This window comes from Paenibacillus sp. J2R1T-4 (assembly GCF_059692235.1).
In genome coordinates, this window is record NZ_JCAUBA010000026.1 from 39,430 (window position 1) to 58,896 (window position 19,467).

The following is a 19,467-nucleotide window of genomic DNA, read 5'->3' on the forward strand; positions in this document are numbered from 1 at the left end:
CATACAGGTTCTTTCGAATGGTGGCGTCATTCCATCGGCCATGGCGGTATCAACAGCCTCCCCTTTCCCGAGAAAATCGTCCAAGGAGCGAGAAAGCTTAAGTCTCGTCTGTTGCGTACATTTATTCAAGAGTATTTTCATATATATCCCAAACAAGGGTCCCGACAGCGTGACGGTTATTACAATTCAAGATGAGGAACGAAATAAATGAAAAAGGAGAAGGAGAAGGAGGATTTTCACGGTGAATATTGAATTTTTTACAAAAGGAATTCGTTTCTCAGGAAATGGTTATCTTTGAAAAATAACTACTTCCAATCGAGGAGCTGGATACCTTTTTATTTTACCAAAGTGAATAATCGGGTGTACAGAATAGAGAGTACAGGAGCATTAAAGTGTCTTTTTAATAGGGAGGGTAAGTATGATCACGTTCACACGTAGGAATAACTACCAACGACTAACCCAGACAAGTCTCTTTCTTAAGTTGTTGCTCTCCTATCTCTCTATTCTGTTGATTCCAGTCATCGTTGGTGTTTTTCTATATAACAGAGTGGAAAAGGTTCTGATTGAAAACGCCAATCGATCGAACTTAGCGCTTTTGGAACAAGTGAGACAAGTAACGGATAACCGCTCACAAGAAATTGAAAGGTTAGCGGTGCAGATTGGATTGAACCCAAAGCTTAGGTATTTGCTGAATAATCAGGACTCGCAACAAAGTCAGGATCTTTACAATTATATCGATTTTTATAACGATTTAGTTCGAATCCGTACGACGAACAGTTTCATCGACGACTATTTTGCCTATTTCCGCGACTCGCAAGTTGTTGTTTCGACAAAGATGAAAACCGATTTATCGATTTATCACAATAATATAAGCATTATACCCAATGCCGACAATAGACGTATGATGGAAGAAGCGCTATTAAACAGCACTACAAAGACATATTTACCATCTATGGAGATTATAGTAGGCTCGAAGAGCACAAATGTCATTACTTACATTCAACCCCTGCCGATAGAAGAAAAAACGCATCCGCAAGGGGCAGTTGCCATATTAATGGATGAACAAGAAATCAAAAAAATGCTGCTTCCGATTGAGCAGATGAACCACGGAAGCATTTATATCATAAATTCAAATCAACAAGTGGTCATGACGACAGAGGATAATCAAGATACGATCCGAGAAGTTATAAGTAAAATAGCTTTGTCACCCTCCTCCGACCGCAACAGTTCAATAATCGCGGGAGAACAGATGATTTTGTCCTACACTGTTTCCGGATTAAACGGCTGGACGTACGTGTCTGTTTTCCCAAAAGATTTTGTCCTATCAAAAGTTACTACTACAAAGTTGTGGGCCTTCACACTGTTGCTTGTTTGTCTTTTAGGGGGCGGGGTTACTTGTTATTTTATGGCTTATCGGAACTATAGCCCAGTTCGGGAATTGGTCGAATCGATCCGGACAGGCAAAGGGTCTGCAGACAAAATAAAGGGAAACGAGTTCGAATTAATCAAAAAGACGTTAGAGCAAACGATGCGAGATGAACGGCATTTACGTGACACTTTGTCACAACAGGCGCCTGTTATTCAAGCTAACTTCCTGTCCCGCCTGATCCGGGGACATACGGACAATACGGTTCAGATGAATGAATCGCTTGAATTTATGGGAGTGAAATTTTCTTCAGACATATTTGCAGTTGTTATCGTTGATATTGACGATTTCAGCCGATTCGTACAGGAAGACTCTGAACGGGAGTGGGCGCTCGTTCGTTTTATTGTCGCAAACCTCAGCTCCGAATTGTTGAAGGGATGTGAGTATGTAGTTGAGTTGGATCGCCTGCGGCTTGCCATATTAATCAATATGCGCGAAGAAATGAAATCCGATTCATGGATGAGCACTTTGCGTTCGTTCGTGGTGAGAATGAAGGAAATACTTAATCAACAATTCCGAATTCGTACAACCATCACCACAAGCAACGTTCATCAAGGTTTTGAACGGATCGGTCGGGCATACGGGGAAGCGTTATCAGCGCTTGACTATAAAATTATTAGAGGGCAAGATACAGTCATTTTTTTCGGGGAAATCGATGACTTTGAGGTAGGCGGGTATCATTATCCTCTGGAAACGGAAACTCAATTAATCAATTTGGCCAAGAGCGGTGATTATGCAAGCATTTTGAAATTATTGCAGCAAGTTTATGAGATCAATTTTCAGAATCGTAAACTAAGTCCGCATACTGGTAAATGTTTATTTTTCGATATGGTGGGCACTTTGCACAAATTGTTCCATTCCTTTCACTTTAAGAATTGGGAGTCGGTTAATGGCGAGAGCGATCCAGCCAAATCCATATTAAGCTGCCCCACTGCGGAAGAAATGCTGGATAGAACGTTGGAATGGTATGCTTTGATCTGTAACGTCGTCAATGAGAAGCGTTCCGATCATGGAGAGAAGTTGTTCAATAGTATCAGAGAATACGTGGAAGAGCACGGGACAACCAGCAGTTTTAGCCTGACCGCAATGGCCGAGCAGTTAGGACTTACACCGCAGTATTTATCTGCCTTCTTCAAAAAATATAGTGGCCAGTACATCACGGATTTCGTCACGCTTGTTCGATTGAAGCATGCGAAACTTTTATTATCTGACCCGGTGCTGACGATTTCCCAGGTTGCTCAATTGGTCGGATATGCGAACGATGTTGGTCTGATTCGAGTGTTCAAAAGATTTGAGGGCATCACACCTGGGAAATACAGGGAAAACTCAGGGGCGATTTCCAAAGGTAAGAATAAAAACAGTCATACAGATAATGTATCGTGAAATGGGATAACGGTCGAACCCGTAAAAGGATAATGCATCAATATGACTCTTGGACTAAGCTTCATCTCAGAGGGTGAGGAGGAATAATGAAAAAAATAATCAAGCTGCTGGCTGCTGTTTGTGCAGCTTCACTCGTTACAGGAAGCTGCACGGGCGGAATTAAGAAAGGTTCCGATGGTATAAGCAACATTGCATCTGATGAGTCCAATGTACCGGATAAAGTCGGATATCCAGCTAATCTTTCATACTGGGTTTGGTTAAATGCGGAAGCAGGGGCAACGTTAAAAAATTATAGTGAAATTGGCGTCTACAAACAACTGGAGAAAATCACAGGAACGAAAGTTGTTTTTCAGCATCCGTCTGAAAACATGAAAGCAGATGAGCAGCTTAGTCTGATAATAGCAACGGGTAAATTGCCTGATATCATTGTTCATTCATGGAAGGATGTTCCGAAAGGACCTGACAATGCAATTAAAGATAAAACTATCCTTCGTTTAAACGAGTTAATCGACATCAATGCTCCGAATTTCAGCAAATTTTTGAGGGAGCATCCTGATATTAAAAAGCTTATCTCAACCGACGAAGGCAATATATACGTGATTCCGTTTTTAAATCTTGACAATTGGTCTAAGGTTGTTTTCGGTCCAATACTGCGCAAAGACTGGCTGGATAAATTGGCTCTTAACGCACCGACCACTATCGATGAATGGCACACTGTGCTGTCTGCGTTCAAGGATCGGGATCCGAACTCCAACAACCAGAAGGATGAAATACCTCTGGTATTTAACAAACTGGATCAAATGTTGACGTTCTCAAGTGCTTTTGGGGTAACTCCCAACTCCTTCTATCAAGATAACGGGAAGATCAAATACGGCCCCATCGAGCCTGGATTCAAATCATTTATCACAACGATGTCACAATGGTATAAAGAAGGGTTAATCGATAAGGATTTTGCTGCAACCGATACAAGATTACGTGACCAGAAAGTAACGTCAAATGTACTTGGCGCTTTTTCCGGTTATGTGGCTAGCGGTATGGGCAAATATTTGGACATGTTAACGAAAATAAACCCTGGCTTTAATCTGATCGGCGCACCTTACCCGGTGCTGAAAACAGGGGAAACGAATAAATTCGGGGCTCCGGAGCCGACATATAACGGGTTGGGCGCTGCGATTTCAGGAACGAACAAACATCCGCACGAGACTATGAAGTGGTTGGATTACGCCTACAACGAGGATGGACATATGATGTTTAACTTCGGCGTACCTGAAGTGAGCTATAAGATGATCAATGGATATCCGACTTTAACTAACGAAATCATGAATAATCCGAAGAATCTGCCAAAAACGCATGCGTTGGCGCGTTACGCTTTATCGAATTCGAGCGGTCCTTTCGAATATGATCGCAGAGTGATGGAGCAAATGACAGGGTTGCAGCAACAGAAGGATGCCAAAGAAACTTGGGCAAAGGCGACGGGTGAGAACATATTGCCACCAGTAACCCCTACTGCCGAAGAGAACGATAAGCTCGGAAAAATAATGAACGACATCAACACCTACAATGACGAGATGATCGTTAAATTTATTATGGGTGTCGAACAGATCGATAGGTATGACGATTACGTAATGAAGCTCAAATTGATGGGGATCGATCAAGCTGTAACCATCATGCAGACTGCGTTTGATCGTTTCAAAAAGCGGTTATAGTAGATATCGGATGGAAGTTGAAGCAGCGGGAGCAGAGACCATTTGGGTTTCTGCTCTTTTTAATTATAACTGTTCGTTTCTGCGTTACGACACACCCTGCACAATAACAAATGCCTTGTCCCCTTCCCAAGCCCCGCTGAATGGTACCCTGAGAACGGTTCATGGACTCGACCAAGGTCTAGGGCAGAAACCGTCGGTGGTCCGTTTTAGACAATTGGAATATAACCTAGAATAAAGACATGAACGAAACGCATAAAGGAAGGCGGTGAATACGATGAAAATCAATCGGAATACAGGTTGGGCACTGTTCCTGATCGCTTGCGGAGGCTTGATTCTTCTAGGTAAGCTTGGGTTCGGTCTTGGCAGTCTGATGGGGATATTGTTCCCACTTGCTATGATAGGCCTAGGGTACATCGGCATTCGGAATGGAAGTAAATTTTTCGGATGGGCGGTACTGGTCATTGGGTTGCTAGCTCTTCTTGGCAAATTCTCAGGCTTGTTCGCAATTCTTATAGCAGCTGGGCTGATCGGGTACGGAGTTACATTACTGAAGAGAAGCCCAAACACAAATTAATCCAGTTTCTATTCAACATTCATACTAAGAGGAGGTAGAAGGATGAGCCTGATGAAGCGGGTGAGAGATATAACGGTTGCAACGCTTAATGAGAAGCTGGAGCATGCGGAAGATCCAGTACGCTTGATCGATCAGTACTTAACAGCGCAGAAGCAGCAAATTCAGGAATCCGAGAAGCTGTATCAACAAATGCTGGTGCATGCACAGACCATTCGTCAACAAGTGATTACAGCCGAACAAATGAAGGACAAGCGTGAACAACAAGCTATGCTGGCTCTCAAGGCCGGTGAAGAGCAGGTCGCCAAGATGGCGCTACAAGAAAAGCTCCAGCATGAGGAGACCTATGAAAGATACTCAAGCCTGTACGAACAAAGTAAACACTCTATCGTTGAGCTGCAGGATAAATTAGAAGAGTTGAAACGAGACTTTGACGAGGTGCTCAGCAAGCGTCACTACTACATGGCTCGACTGCAATCCGTACGATTGCAGCAGCAGATGAATGCCAGAATGAACGGCATGAGCGCAGGATCAGGCAGTAGAGCGTTTACTCGGCTGGAGGAACGCATCTCGGATATGGAAGTAGAGGCGCAATCCCTGCGAGATGTGCGACGAGTAGGTCAAGAGTTAGCCCACGCCGGAGCCGCAATGGGGCAGGCGCTTGAGCGAGAAATGCAGAACTTGCGGCAGAAGCTGGAGAAGGAAGGTTGGTTGAAATGACCGGTAAACTTTATCGTTCGCAGAGGGACAAGAAGCTATTCGGTTTGTGCGGTGGCTTATCCGAGATGTTAGGTGTGGATTCTACCCTGCTCAGGCTGGTTGTCGTAGTTACAATCTTCTTTACGGGCGGTCTTATGATTCCGATCTACTTCATCGCCGCTCTGATGATACCCAAAGAGCCTACCTTCACAGCACCGCCAATGAGCGGCTGGAATGGGTACGGGGGAATGGGCCATGGAGCACCGATGTCCCATGGTACAGCTGGGTACCCGCATGGAGCTGGCTACAACAACGGGATGAACAACCAGGCCTACAACCCTAGTCGCAACCACGGGTCACAAGCAGCACCTGTATCAGAAGCCACTCACCTGGATGATATGATGCAGGATATTGAGAAGAAAGCTATGTGGAAAGAAATTCAAGATTTAAAAACTAAACTGTCTAACTATGAGAAGGGAGAAGTGTAAACAATGGGAGTATTTAAAAGGATTAAAGATATGACGAAGGCGTCGGTAAATGAACTGCTGGATAAGGTAGAGGACCCGATTATGATGCTGAACCAATACATTCGGGATATGGAGGAGGAAATCGCTACAGCTGAGGTCACAGTAGCTCGACAAATCGCAAATGAACGCAAGCTTCAAGAGCGTCTGAATGAATCGGTTCGCCTGAGTGCAGATCGTGAAGCAAAAGCAGGCGAGGCATTGAAGAACGGCCATGAAGCAAGCGCACGTCAAGCTTTGGAAGAGAAATTGTACTACGATCAAAAGATTGTAGAGTACAGCGAAATGCACGTTCAATCCAAAGCACAAGCTGAAGAGTTATTGCAACAGCTGCATGAGATGAAAGATGAGTTCTACAAAATGCGCAACAAACGGAATGAGCTTGTAACCCGTGCGCAATTGGCTCAAGCCAAGAAGCAAATGGCACAAGTGAGCTACACGAATACGATCGAGAGCGGCAGTGCATCGCGCGGCTTCCACCGTATGGAAGAGAAGATTATGCAGCTCGAAGTGGAAGCTGAAATTTCCCGCAAGCCATTCATCCCGGCATCGTCCTACAATTCGGTTCCTGCCCTGGATGCTTCCAAACAAGAGAAGGTGGATCAGCAATTGCAACAGTTAAAAGCCAAGTTGTCAATCGGAACGGCAGCTCCTGCTACATCTCCAAAGAGTGAACCAGCAGGTGTGAGTGTTGCCGAATAAGCTTGAACAAAAGCTTGGTAGCAATGATGTAACTGTGATATTCTAATGGAAGCCAGCCATAGGACGGCCGCTAGTCGCCGCTATGGCTCTTCTCATATGAATAGGTTTTAATAGGTATGCTTACGAAGTGCATTTTCTACAAAAAAGTTAAGGAGGTGCGGCAATGGATCAACGTAATCGGAATACGGCTTTGGTGCTAATAGCAGCAGGGTTGTTTATCCTGATTGATCATTATGTAAGCTTCTTCACCACTGCCGCCCTCGTATTTGTGTTGTTGGGCTTGTATAAGATCCGAACGGCCCCGGACAAATCCGGCTATCTGATATTGGGTATCGGGATCGTTATTTTTTTCAGCAACCATTTTACCTTTATACTCTCGATTGTGCTGATTTCGCTGGGATTGTTTTATATGAATTCCAAGCGCGCACATCGAGGAGAAGGTCATTTCCAGAAGCACAGCTTCATCGAGAGTATCAAATGGGACAAAGAATCTTGGGTCCTTAAGAGTTCGAGTATGTGGAACCTGATTGGAGAAATTTATATTGATTTGTCTCTGGCCCTGCCGGAGCAGCAAGAAACTACACTAGTTTTACAAGGTGTTCTGGGAGATGTGGACATTATCGTACCGGAGGATTTGGGTGTAAGTGTCACGGCCTCTGTTATTGTCGGACAAATTGATGTAGCTCGTGAGAAAGATACCGGGGTTCTGAATAAGATCATCTGGCAATCTCCCAATTATGAGACGAGCGACCAAAAAGTGAAATTAATTGTTTCCTACCTGGTAGGGGACATTGATATAAAAATCGTGTAGACGGAGGATCGTCCTTTGGATAAAAAACTGACCAATATGATATGGCGCAGTATGGGCGAATCGATTCTTCTGAGTCTTGCGATGTTTGGCACGGTCGTCTACCCGCTGTATTATTACGATTATATTCGCCCTTTCCCATCATGGTGGGAGGGGCTACAGTTCAGTCTTCTGTTAATAGGCATCGTGGTTGTGATTGGCGGTGTTTACGGCTTCTGGTCGAGCAGCCGCATGAAGCGAAGGCTGGAGCTGCTTGGTGATTCCATGCTGCATCTGGAGAAGGGCAACCTGAGCCGCCAGATTCCTAAGCTCGGGGACGACGAGATAGGCCGCCTTGGCTATCAATTAGGTCGAATCAGCACGAAGTGGGAGGAGCAGGTGTCCTCCTTGCAGCGGCTGTCGACCAACAACGCAGAGCTGGCCGAGAAGGCCCGCCTATCCGCCATTGTGGAAGAGCGTCAACGACTTGCGCGTGAGCTGCATGATGCAGTAAGCCAGCAGCTATTCGCGATCTCGATGACTGCAACAGCAGTTGGGCGAACGCTAGAGAAGGATTTCGAGAAGGCTCGACGGCAAATTGCGCTGATCGAAGAGATGTCATCTGTCGCTCAATCGGAGATGCGAGCTCTACTGCTGCACTTGCGTCCTGTCCATCTGGAAGGAAAGCGATTATCGCAAGGGTTGATGGACCTGCTGCAAGAGCTGCAGGCGAAGGTGCCTATCGATATTTCATGGGATATGGATGAGCAGATTCGGCTTCCAAAAGGGATTGAGGACCATCTGTTCCGCATCGTCCAAGAGGCGCTATCTAATACACTTCGACATTCTAAGGCTACGATTATGGAGCTCAAGCTGATCCGACCTTCAGATAATATTCGACTGTCGATCCGGGACAATGGTGTCGGATTCAAGCTTGATGAAGGCAAGCTAGCCTCCTACGGCATTCAGTCCATGAAAGAACGTGTAAACGAAATCGGCGGTACCATTAATTTCATCACAGCCCCCGGGAAGGGCACTCGGATCGAGATTCGTGTACCGATATTATTGGTTGAAGAGGAAGGGGAAACTTAAGCGATGGACGATTCTATTAAAGTTTTGCTAGTAGACGATCATGAGATGGTCCGCATTGGACTGGCTGCCGTCTTGGGAACAGAAGACCAGATTGAAGTTGTAGGGGAAGCAAGCAATGGGCTCGATGGCATTCGTCTAGCTCAAGAGTACCGACCGGATGTTGTGCTTATGGATCTAGTCATGGAAGGCATGGATGGGATTGAGACTACGCGCAAGCTATTACAGCTATACCCGGAATGCAAAGTCATTGTTCTTACCAGTTATCTGGATGATGAAAAGATGTATCCGGTTATCGAAGCAGGCGCGTTCAGTTATTTGCTGAAGACGTCCCGTGCTTCCGAGATCGCTCAAGCCATTCGAGCTGCGGCTAGGGGGCAGTCCATTCTGGAGTCGCAGGTAGCGGCTAAGATGATGAACCGCTTCCGCCAACCTAAGCAAGAAGCAGCTCCTCACGAAGAGCTAACTGATCGTGAGATGGAGGTGCTTCGGCTGATCGCCAAAGGCAAGTCCAATCAAGAAGTGGCAGATGACCTTTACATAGGTGTAAAGACGGTCAAATTCCACGTCACAAATATTTTGGCCAAGCTTGGAGTAGAGGACCGGACGCAGGCTGCCATCTATGCATTCAAAAATGGGTTAGCTGAATAATTCGATGGCGAACGCTTTGACTATCCATTGCGCAGGCTTTACAATAGTAGCATATGGTTGGCAAGCCCTGACAGTGGATACACATTAGCAGAATCAGGGTAACGGGAATCAAAGGAGAACGTAGACGAATGAGCGGCATGCAGTTAATAGTCCTTATTGTGTTTATCGTGTTGACGGTGTTATTCACTTGGGCGATGAGCAATAAGTGGCGTAAGTAATAGAATTAGTCAGGATTGCAGCCCGGCAATGTCGGGTTCTCTCCACCTGGGGAAACGGCGCACAGCCGTTTTTTTTTGTTTATAACATCCCATTTCCGATCCTTCCCAAGACAATTAGCATAGGATAAAGCGGAAGCACCAAGAAACACAGGGGATGAAGCGGATGATAAGGAAACGGATTGCAGGGCGGGATGACCGGGGAATAATGGATCTTATCCGTAATGAGCTGCTGCCCCATTCCAAACGGAATATGTCTGAAGTTGCGTTAAATCGCGATTTGCTGTCCAAAAGGTTATCAAGTGGCTCGACCTTTGTATTACTAGGTCAAGGTATGCGATTAATTGGATTTGTCAATTGTCTGATTCACGAAAAAATGCTGAACATCGATATGATCGCTGTTAAACGGAGGGCGCAGGGAAAGGGGCAAGGCTCCGAACTCATGAAGCTTGCAGAACGCTACGGTAGAAAGCAAGGATGCGATTATGCCGTTCTTTACGTGGATCAGTCCAATCGGTTAGCCCAACAATTTTACCTGGGAAAAGGGTATGCTTATCGTGATCACATAGCCGCCATTGAGTGCTTTTCCATGGATAAACGACTTTAAAATAAAAGCGGCCGGCGATCCATTGTGAGAACAGCCGGCCATTCATGCGAGAAAGATCACAACGGGAACAATACGGAGACGGATGCTAGATCTACTACTTTCCTACTGTTGTTATTGAAACTTCTTGACAGGCCATAAGCTCCAAAATCCGGGAATCCATTGTCGAAGGGCTGTGAATTTACTATTTTAGTGGGAGCGTCATTCGTAATAATGGCTTTCGAGGTTACTCTAGATTTCTTGTTGACTGCTGAGATGGCCTTCTCTGGGTTAGCAGATGTTTTGGCTTTTTCTCCATCATCATTCAGATAGAGCTTTCCATTCTGAGCTCGACTCAGTACTCCGAAATGGCGGGATCCATCTTGAAGAATGGTACAGACAGGTAACCCGATCAGTCGGCTGCATTGTTCCTGTTTAATGGGGCTTATCAATCTCATGTGCTCACTAGCACCTCCATAAGGATATAGGATTAGGCTATTCTCATCAAGGCTGTTGCGTATGGATAGATGCCTACAGGATGGCCGCCCAATTTCACTTTGAAGCAACAATGGATTGTCCGCTTGGGATATGCTAAACTACTGTACATAGCCTGACAAATGTGAGGCAGCTCCTTTATCATACATAGGAAAGTGATGAATCTGATGGATAATACTCCAATTCATGCGTCAGCACCATCTGGTGGCGCTGTATATTTCATCTTCGGGGCAACCGGAGACTTGGCTAGACGTAAGTTATTTCCTGCTTTGTACAGTATGTACCGGGAAGGCAAGCTCGCAGAGAATTTTGCTGTAATTGGACTGGCCAGACGCAGTCGTACGAACGAGCAGTTCCGGCAGGATCTATACAACTCTATCGAGGAGTTCGCTCGTTACAAGGCTGATAATGAATCACAATGGAATCAGTTCGCCAGTCATTTTCATTACATGTCCCTGAATACGAATGATGTCGATGGTTTTGTACAACTAAGAACTCTGGCAGATCAGTTGGACGAGGAATTCAAGGTTGGAGGCAATCGACTATTCTACTTGGCTCTAGCACCCGAGTTATTCGGAAATGTATCATTCAACCTCAAATCTGGCGGATTGCTGGAATCTAAAGGTTGGCACAGACTCGTGATCGAGAAGCCGTTCGGGTATGATCTCACTTCTGCAGAACAACTGAATCAACAGATACGAGAAGTGTTCCGTGAGAAAGAAGTGTATCGAATTGACCACTACCTTGGTAAAGAAATGGTTCAGAACATTGAGGTGCTGCGATTCTCCAATGCATTCTTCGAGCCGCTCTGGAACAACAAATACATTGCTAATATTCAAATCACACTAAGCGAAACGGTCGGTGTTGAAGAGCGCGGAGGTTACTACGACCATTCAGGCGCTTTGCGGGATATGGGGCAGAACCATATGCTGCAGATGGTGACGATGATGGCTATGGAGCCGCCAAGCCGCCTGCACCCGGAAGATATTAGGGATGAGAAGGTTAAGGTGCTGCGATCCTTGCGCACGTACTCCTCGGATGAGGAAGTACAGGCGAACGTTATTCGCGGTCAATATTCATCCGGCTCTCATAAGGGTAAGCCTTTACCGGCTTATCGCTCAGAAGAGGGAGTTCCAGATGATTCCTCGACAGAAACTTATTTCGCTGCCAAAGTATTCGTGGACAATTTCCGTTGGGCTGGAGTCCCTTTCTATATTCGGACAGGCAAGCGGCTGCCAGTGAAGACGACAGAAGTTGTTGTCGAATTTAAGAACATGCCGGATAATATTTACTTTGCCAAAAAGACACCGCTTGAACCGAATCTGTTGGTCTTCCGTGTGAACCCGAACGAGGGTATTTATCTGAAGATGAATGCCAAGCGCCCTGGTTCGCAATGGGGGATCGTTCCAATCGCCATGGATTTCTGCCAAAGCAGTGAAGTAGGGATCAACACGCCGGAAGCCTATGAGAGATTGTTGTATGATGCATCTAGAGGCGACTCCACTTATTTCACGCGTTGGGATGAGGTAGCCTTAGCCTGGAAGTTCGTAGACCGGATCGAGCAAGCATGGAAAGCGGAGAGCAACGAACTGCACTTGTACCCTGCCGGTTCGTGGGGGCCGAAAGGGTCGCATGAGCTGCTCCAACGCGATGGATTCCGTTGGTGGCCGGTGAACGGTCAGCACGAAGGCGAGATCGTTCCTTTAGAGCCTGTTGATGGCTCAACAGGAACAGCGAAATAACATGTTATGGGGCGTTAGAAGGGGCAATACTTCTAGCGTCTTTTTATTTCAGTGATTTTCTCCAAAGGTTTTTGTCATATGAGATGATACCAGTTAGAACGTGATTGGTGGTATACTTATCCAAGATGTGGATAAAAGTCTTGGGAGGTGCTCTTCGTGGCAACAATGGGGACAGGCAAACACACGTATGAGGTTGCGGTTGGATGGTGTCAACTGCCGGATGGCTTGAAGTTAGGGAATACGCACGGGATTGATGTAGACTCGCAGGGACGGTTTTACGTACATAATACTGGGGAAGAGCAGATTGTTGTACTAGGTCCGGATGGTGTATTCTTGAATTCCTGGAGCATTGGGTTCGGTACTGGAGCTCACGGTTTGTTCCTGAGTCAGGAAAGCGATGGAGAGTATCTTTATTTGACTGACACGGGTAACGGCGGTAAGGTTGTAAAGACAACGTTGGATGGCAAAATTGTACTTGAGCTGGGTATTCCGGACTTGCCAGATGTATATGGAGAGGGCTTGAAGTACTCGCCTACCGATGTGGCTGTAGCTCCCAATGGTGATTTCTACGTATGTGACGGCTATGGCCAGAGCTGGATTCACCAATACCGCAAGGATGGAGAACATATTCGCTCATGGGGCGGAAAAGGCTCTGATGCCGGTCAAATGAGTTGTCCGCACGGCATCTGGATTGATACGCGGAAAGGCAAGGATCAAGCAGAAGTTTATGTTGCCGATCGGAGCAATCATCGTATACAGGTATTCACGCTTGAAGGACAGCACCTTCGTTTTGTCCAAGAGATGTTAGACTTGCCGTGCTGTTTCTACACACATGGCGAGGAGCTCTACATACCAGATTTGCATAGTCGGGTTACGATACTAGACAAAGATGACAAGTTTCTGGCTCACCTTGGTGAAGACGCGGAAGCATGGAAGAAAGAAGGTTGGCCTAGACGGCCAGAGACGGAATGGGCGGATGACCGCTTTGTCTCCCCGCATGGGTTATGTGTGGATTCCGAGGGATCTATCTATGTTGCGGAATGGGTTCCAACCGGAAGAATTACGAAGTTAGTTAGGAAATAAGGCTCCAATAGCACTTATGCTTTCCAGTATATCCAGCCTGTTCGTTATTTGACGAATCGGCTTTTTTTCATGAGGACGGAGGGCTCCCTTACATTTGATCCATAAAACGGATATAATAAGAAAGCAATATTCTGTACCGCAAGTGAAGGCATGTCCAGACGTTCTTGCCCACACAAACCTAGTCACAAGACTTATACATTCATGTAATGTATGATTCTTGACCAATAAAAGTTAACCAATGAAGGGATAGGCTGCATGAGTAACAAAGCGATTGATAACGAAATTGAGAAAGAAGTTCAGAAACGGCGCACATTCGCCATTATTTCTCACCCGGATGCCGGGAAAACGACGCTTACCGAGAAGTTGTTATTATTCGGAGGCGCCATTCGGTTGGCAGGTACGGTTAAAGGCCGCAAGGCAAGCAAGCATGCCACCTCCGACTGGATGGAGATTGAGAAGCAGCGGGGGATCTCTGTAACCTCAAGTGTGATGCAATTCGATTATAACGGTCACCGGATTAATATTCTGGATACACCGGGTCACCAAGACTTTAGTGAAGATACTTATCGAACTCTGACAGCCGCAGACAGCGCCGTCATGCTTATAGACTCCGCTAAAGGGGTCGAGACCCAGACGAAGAAGCTGTTCCAGGTATGTCGTCAGCGAGGCATTCCGATCTTCACATTCATCAATAAGATGGACCGTGAGGGACGTAACCCTTTTGAGCTGTTAGAGGAGCTTGAGCAAGTATTAGGTATTCGCTCTTATCCAATGAATTGGCCAATTGGTTCAGGCAAACAGTTCTGTGGAGTATATGATCGTGAGAAGACACAAGTTGAGCTATTCAAGGGTGACGACCATCAAGAAATTAGCGTAACCTCCGTCAGCGGGTATGAGGATCCATTGGTCAAAGAAATTGCCGGAGATTATTTATACGATCAGTTGCAAGAAGAACTGATGCTTCTGGACGTTGCAGGCGATGCATTTGACATAGAGAAAGTGCGTCAAGGTGAGCTGACACCGGTTTTCTTCGGAAGTGCGATCAATAACTTCGGTGTTCAGACATTCCTGGAAAACTTCCTCTCCTTAGCACCAACACCGGCCCCGCGTAAAAGCAGTGAAGGGGAAATCGACCCGAGCTATCCAAGCTTCAGCGGATATGTGTTCAAGATTCAGGCAAACATGAACCCGGCTCACCGCGATCGTATTGCTTTCCTGCGTATCGTGTCCGGGAAGTTCGAACGGGGAATGACCGTCAAGCATATTCGTGTAGGTAAAGATATTAAGCTCTCGCAGCCGCAACAGTTCCTGGCACAGGACCGAGATATCGTGGACACTGCTTATCCAGGCGACATTATTGGACTATTCGATCCAGGTATATTCCGCATCGGCGACTCTTTATCACAGGGTAAAGAAATTGTATACGATGAATTGCCAACGTTCTCTCCAGAGTTATTCAGCAAAGTAACGATTAAGAATGCGCTGAAGCAGAAACAATTCCTCAAAGGCGTCGACCAGCTTACGGAAGAGGGCACGATTCAAGTGTTCCATACAACCGTTGGTTTCGATGAGATCATCCTGGGTGTAGTCGGCCAGCTGCAGTTTGAGGTAATGGAGCATCGTATGCGCAGTGAGTACGGCGTGGACATTATTCTTCAACGTCTGCCTTACCAATTCGCTCGCTGGGTAGTGGACGATTCCTTGGATCCTACCAAATTCCGCATCAACTCTCAGCTTGTAAAGGATAAGAAGGACAATTATGTAGCCTTATTCGAGAATGAATATGCGATGCGTACTGCAATGGAGAAAATGCCTAAGGCCAAGTTCCTGGAGACCGCTCCTTAAGTTTGTGGTGTTGGCCGGCGATTGAATCAGATAGAAATACTGAATAAAGAAGACCGTCCTATTGTGCAGAATAGGACGGTCTTTACTGTGTTAATAGCAGGGAAAGCGACTTGTGTGCTTATTGCCTTAATTGTAATTGAGTGTGTAAGGTCTCGACCAGCTGATGCTGCACGTCCAAAGAGCTGTGTTCCCAAATGATTTCAAACAAGACTCCGAGTCCTGGAAGCACAAGCTCTTGCCCGTGAATGGATAGTTGAATCACCTCGTGCAGCTCATCGGTGGATTTATCATGGACACGCTGAAAGATGGCCTGCCTCAAATCAATTTGCACGTAAGAGATTCCTCCAGACTAAATAAACTTTATACGGCAACCTTGTTTAGGATGTGCTTTATTGGGTAGAACATGTATGTGGCTGATTAATGCGGATAGGGGAAAGGATTGAAATATGGTATAATGTTGGAAAAAATGAAGATTAATCGAGAGCGCGTGGGAAGGGGCAAGCGAATGAAAGCGAAACAATATGCCATTATCGGTATGGGGCGCTTCGGCTCTAGTGTGGCCAAATCTTTGCACGGATTAGGTTATGAGGTGTTGGCTATCGATTCCAGTGAGCAACGAACACAAGAAGTCGTGAATATGGTTACCCATGCTGTACAAGCAGATTCAACAGACGAGGAAGCGCTGCGTGCTCTTGGCATTCGGAATTTCGATGTGGTGGTCGTTGCCATTGGAGAAGATATTCAAGCGAGTATTCTGACTACTTTAATATTAAAGGATATGGGTGTGCCGGCACTTATTGTGAAAGCTCAGAACGAGCTGCATGGTAAGGTGTTAACCAAGATCGGCGCGGATAAGGTAGTATACCCGGAACGGGATATGGGGGTCCGAGTGGCCCACCATCTGATCTCGCCTAATATTCTGGACTACATCGAGCTTTCGGATGATTACAGCATTGTGGAGATCAAGGCAACTAGCACAATGATTGGTAAAAACTTGCGGGAGTTAGACATAAGAGCTAAGTATGGCTGCAATGTAATGGCGCTCAAAACAGGAGATAAAATGAATATTGCACCTTATGCAGAGGATAAAATAAAAGAAAATGACGTTCTCGTCGTCGTAGGCCGTAATGAAAACCTGCAGCAGTTCGAGCGGACGTTCTCAGAATAGCGGTCTTATGGACAAGACGTTGAATATAGTATCAGTCAATAATGATAGAGTGAGGCAATGGAGCCGTCTGCTGGAGAAAAAGGGGCGGGATCAGCAAGGGAAATTTCTGGTAGAAGGCACACATCTTGTTATAGAAGCCATTCGCTCAGGCGCTTCGATTGAGACGATCGTCTACGCCGAATTTCGCGGTGTTCCACAGGAAATTCGGGAAGTGATAAGTGCAGAAGATCCTGCTGCAGGGCACACTTATGATTGGGTGAGCGTAAGCGAAGAGGTGCTGTCCAAATGCACGGATGCTCAGACGCCGCAAGGGATTTTTGCGGTGGTCAACAAGCGGAGTGATTCGCTTAATGTGCTGTGGGGCTGCCGTTCAGACGGCGGAGGTCTGAATAATGATGCTGCGGGAGAAGCAGAGGGCACAAATATTATTAAAAGGACGGATCACGCTTCGCTCGTTGTAGTTGTGGACGGCGTGCAGGATCCGGGCAACCTCGGGACGATCATAAGGAGTGCAGATGCCGTTGGGGCTACGGCTGTTGTATTAGGTCGGGGTACCGTAGATTTGTACAACCCCAAGACGGTCCGTTCTACAATGGGTTCCTTATTCCATCTTCCTATTATAGAAGCAGATCTGGAGCCTCTGCTTCAAGAAGCACATAAGCGCGGGATTCAACTCGTCAACACGAGTTTACAAGCTAAGCAATCTTGCTACGAAGTGGATTTCTCGCTCCACACATGGTTCGTTGTCGGCAACGAAGGCCGCGGTGTGTCTGATTCTGTCGCCAGCATCGTGAATACGCATGTTATTATTCCTATGGCGGGCGGGGCCGAGTCATTGAACGTTGCAATGGCAGCGACCGTTCTGTTATTCGAGGCTTCGAGACAGCGGTTGTTGTAAGCAGTTACTAGTTTCTGCTCAAAGCCTTGATTTCAAAAACCAAAGACCCGAAATGGATCGGCACTTCATTCGATCGATTTCTGGTCTTTTTATTATGTTTTGGCAATTGTCAACTACTACTAGCTATAGGAGTGCTTATTAATAAATACGGACCATTGAAGCACTGAGTATAAATATTCCACATTTAAAAGAAACTACTTTAAGGGTTGACCTGTAGGGGAATTTTGTAGGAGGTATATAATGCTTCATAAACTATCGATTTATTTTCCTTTAATGTTTGCAGTAATACTTTTGATTTTCGCTTTGATATACGCCGATTGGAAAAATTGGAGGAAATACTACCCTACAATAATATTCGCCATTTGTATTGACTTTTTTATCTCTATTGTATTATATGAACACTCACTTTGGTATTTCCATAAAGCCTTTTTAGCTCCGAATCATACTATAGCTGATTTTTTTATTGCTTTCACAAACCTTCCTTTAATCGTATTAATTTTTCTTTCACGTTATCCATACAAGACACAGTTCATTAAACAACTTGCCTATATTTCCTTTTGGAGTATTTTATTTATAGTCATCGAGACCCTATTTTTATTTTTGAAATTATTGTCTTATCACAATGGATGGAACTTTTGGTGGTCGTTAGTTGTTTGGTTTTTCATTTTTATTGGGATCATAACTCATCACAAAAAACCATTATTGGCATGGTTGCTCTGTTTTTCTTGTACTGTTTTTCTTATTCTTTATTTCCAAATACCACTAATACAAATGAAATAATTATTAAATCATGAGCTAGTTTTAGGTTGAAATTGTAATAATTTAGCTTTATACTTTATGTAAACGATTACGTAATCGATTACATGAGGAGTTACGCACAATGTCACAAGCTACGATGAAGCAAGTGGCCAGGGAGGCCAATGTTTCCACGGCTACGGTATCGCGAGTATTAACAGGCAGCGGTTTTGTCAGCGATGAAGTCACGGCAAGGGTGAAAGAGGCCATTCAGAAGCTTCATTATCAGCCTAATATGGTAGCAAGAAGCTTGAAGCAGGACAGGACGCACACGATCGGAGTGGTGATTCCTGATATATCGAATCCATTTTTCTCAGCGATATCGAGAGGATTGGAGGATGTTGTGCGTCAGGAAGGCTATCATCTTATTTTCTGCAGCTCGGATGAGGAACCAACAAAGGAAGAGGAACTGCTGCAAGTGTTATGGGAGAAGCGGGTTGATGCTGTCGTGCTCGCTACTGCCGGACATAATGAAGCCGTGATCAGGAGGTTGTCGCAAGCGGGTCTCCAGCTTCTCCTGCTTGATCGAAATCTGGGTGACGATGCTGGACTTAAGCTGGCAAGCGTGACCGAAGACAACAGACAGGGGGCCTATGAGCTAACCAAACAAGTATTAGAGCGCGGACATACCCGTATCGGTGTGATTAATGGCTCTTTAAGCGTAAACACAGGTAAAGAACGGTACGAAGGGTTTGTTCAGGCTATGACAGCAGGTGGTCAGCAACTGGATGAAAGCCTGGTTTTTCACGGTCATTTCTCTATTGAGGACGGCAAGCGAGCAGTGCAATATTTCATGAGCTTAACAGAACGCCCAACGGCATTGATTTCGTTTAACAATATGATGTCCTTCGGTGTACTGCTCGAGCTCACAAGTCTCGGAGTACGGCTTCCAAACGAGATCTTGCTTGCTTCCTATGGAGAAGTAGATGCAGCAGGCTTGTTGAGAGAGCCAGGATTGTTGTATGTGAGCCAAACCCCTTATGAAATGGGAAAGCGAGCAGGTGAGCTCCTGCTGATTAAGTTGTTAGGACGCAAGGATGAGAATGCACATGATGAAGAGCAGCAGCAAATCCTTTTCAAACCTGTTATAAAGCAATTATAATTC

19 protein-coding genes are annotated in these 19,467 nt (G+C 45.6%); 17 read left to right on the forward strand and 2 right to left on the reverse strand.

Annotation, left to right across the window (positions count from 1 at the left end):
- Nucleotides 1-418: 418 nt before the first annotated feature.
- From AC58QD_RS29195 to AC58QD_RS29240, 10 genes are all read left to right on the forward strand, one after another.
- Nucleotides 419-2,809 (forward strand): helix-turn-helix domain-containing protein, encoded by a 2,391-nt coding sequence (locus tag AC58QD_RS29195; RefSeq protein ID WP_497338564.1) that lies wholly within the window; start codon nucleotides 419-421, stop codon nucleotides 2,807-2,809.
- An 86-nt stretch (nucleotides 2,810-2,895) separates the two neighbouring features.
- Nucleotides 2,896-4,515, forward strand: coding sequence for an extracellular solute-binding protein (locus AC58QD_RS29200; RefSeq protein WP_497338565.1), 1,620 nt, complete (start codon nucleotides 2,896-2,898; stop codon nucleotides 4,513-4,515).
- Nucleotides 4,516-4,789: 274 nt separating this feature from the next.
- Nucleotides 4,790-5,089 carry a LiaF transmembrane domain-containing protein gene (locus AC58QD_RS29205; RefSeq protein ID WP_497338566.1) on the forward strand — a complete coding sequence of 100 codons (300 nt, stop codon included), beginning with the start codon at nucleotides 4,790-4,792 and terminating at the stop codon, nucleotides 5,087-5,089.
- A 42-nt stretch (nucleotides 5,090-5,131) separates the two neighbouring features.
- A complete protein-coding gene (locus tag AC58QD_RS29210; protein WP_497338567.1) occupies nucleotides 5,132-5,806 on the forward strand; it encodes a PspA/IM30 family protein in 675 nt (224 codons plus the stop codon).
- A complete protein-coding gene (locus AC58QD_RS29215) occupies nucleotides 5,803-6,273 on the forward strand; it encodes a PspC domain-containing protein (protein ID WP_497338568.1) in 471 nt (156 codons plus the stop codon). Before AC58QD_RS29210 ends, AC58QD_RS29215 begins: the two co-directional genes overlap by 4 nt.
- Before the next feature lie 3 nt (nucleotides 6,274-6,276).
- Nucleotides 6,277-7,011, forward strand: coding sequence for a PspA/IM30 family protein (locus AC58QD_RS29220; RefSeq protein WP_497338569.1), 735 nt, complete (start codon nucleotides 6,277-6,279; stop codon nucleotides 7,009-7,011).
- A gap of 163 nt (nucleotides 7,012-7,174) precedes the next feature.
- Nucleotides 7,175-7,822, forward strand: coding sequence for a cell wall-active antibiotics response protein LiaF (liaF, locus tag AC58QD_RS29225; RefSeq protein WP_497338570.1), 648 nt, complete (start codon nucleotides 7,175-7,177; stop codon nucleotides 7,820-7,822).
- 36 nt (nucleotides 7,823-7,858) lie between these two features.
- Nucleotides 7,859-8,890 (forward strand): HAMP domain-containing sensor histidine kinase, encoded by a 1,032-nt coding sequence (locus AC58QD_RS29230; protein ID WP_497338598.1) that lies wholly within the window; start codon nucleotides 7,859-7,861, stop codon nucleotides 8,888-8,890.
- A 3-nt stretch (nucleotides 8,891-8,893) separates the two neighbouring features.
- The gene (locus tag AC58QD_RS29235; protein WP_497338571.1) at nucleotides 8,894-9,538 is read left to right on the forward strand and encodes a response regulator; all 645 of its coding nucleotides are present in this window, start codon (nucleotides 8,894-8,896) and stop codon (nucleotides 9,536-9,538) included.
- A 381-nt stretch (nucleotides 9,539-9,919) separates the two neighbouring features.
- Nucleotides 9,920-10,360, forward strand: coding sequence for a GNAT family N-acetyltransferase (locus tag AC58QD_RS29240; protein WP_497338572.1), 441 nt, complete (start codon nucleotides 9,920-9,922; stop codon nucleotides 10,358-10,360).
- 56 nt (nucleotides 10,361-10,416) lie between these two features.
- Here the strand turns inward: AC58QD_RS29240 and AC58QD_RS29245 are convergent, their stop codons facing one another.
- A complete protein-coding gene (locus tag AC58QD_RS29245) occupies nucleotides 10,417-10,794 on the reverse strand; it encodes a hypothetical protein (protein WP_497338573.1) in 378 nt (125 codons plus the stop codon).
- Between the two features lie 204 nt (nucleotides 10,795-10,998).
- Here AC58QD_RS29245 and zwf point away from each other — a divergent pair, with 204 nt between their 5' ends.
- The 3 genes from zwf to AC58QD_RS29260 all read left to right on the forward strand — a co-directional run bounded on the left by zwf (nucleotide 10,999) and on the right by AC58QD_RS29260 (nucleotide 15,501).
- A complete protein-coding gene (gene zwf, locus AC58QD_RS29250; RefSeq protein ID WP_497338574.1) occupies nucleotides 10,999-12,573 on the forward strand; it encodes a glucose-6-phosphate dehydrogenase in 1,575 nt (524 codons plus the stop codon).
- 165 nt (nucleotides 12,574-12,738) lie between these two features.
- Entirely contained in the window at nucleotides 12,739-13,656 is a 918-nt protein-coding gene (locus tag AC58QD_RS29255) for an NHL repeat-containing protein (RefSeq protein WP_497338599.1), read from the forward strand.
- Nucleotides 13,657-13,911: 255 nt separating this feature from the next.
- Nucleotides 13,912-15,501, forward strand: a complete 1,590-nt coding sequence (locus tag AC58QD_RS29260) for a peptide chain release factor 3 (protein ID WP_497338575.1) — start codon at nucleotides 13,912-13,914, stop codon at nucleotides 15,499-15,501.
- Nucleotides 15,502-15,619: 118 nt separating this feature from the next.
- Here AC58QD_RS29260 and sspI read toward each other — a convergent pair whose 3' ends face one another.
- Nucleotides 15,620-15,832, reverse strand: coding sequence for a small acid-soluble spore protein SspI (sspI, locus tag AC58QD_RS29265; protein WP_497338576.1), 213 nt, complete (start codon nucleotides 15,830-15,832; stop codon nucleotides 15,620-15,622).
- A 135-nt stretch (nucleotides 15,833-15,967) separates the two neighbouring features.
- On the opposite strand from sspI, the gene AC58QD_RS29270 reads away from it, so the two are divergent.
- The 4 genes from AC58QD_RS29270 (at nucleotide 15,968) to AC58QD_RS29285 (ending at nucleotide 19,464) form a co-directional block, all read left to right on the forward strand.
- Complete coding sequence (locus AC58QD_RS29270; protein WP_497338600.1) at nucleotides 15,968-16,669, forward strand: potassium channel family protein; 702 nt, start codon at nucleotides 15,968-15,970, stop codon at nucleotides 16,667-16,669.
- 7 nt (nucleotides 16,670-16,676) lie between these two features.
- Complete coding sequence (locus AC58QD_RS29275) at nucleotides 16,677-17,567, forward strand: TrmH family RNA methyltransferase (RefSeq protein ID WP_497338577.1); 891 nt, start codon at nucleotides 16,677-16,679, stop codon at nucleotides 17,565-17,567.
- 273 nt (nucleotides 17,568-17,840) lie between these two features.
- Nucleotides 17,841-18,347, forward strand: coding sequence for a CBO0543 family protein (locus AC58QD_RS29280; RefSeq protein ID WP_497338601.1), 507 nt, complete (start codon nucleotides 17,841-17,843; stop codon nucleotides 18,345-18,347).
- Nucleotides 18,348-18,447: 100 nt separating this feature from the next.
- Complete coding sequence (locus AC58QD_RS29285) at nucleotides 18,448-19,464, forward strand: LacI family DNA-binding transcriptional regulator (protein WP_497338578.1); 1,017 nt, start codon at nucleotides 18,448-18,450, stop codon at nucleotides 19,462-19,464.
- Nucleotides 19,465-19,467 lie beyond the last annotated feature (3 nt).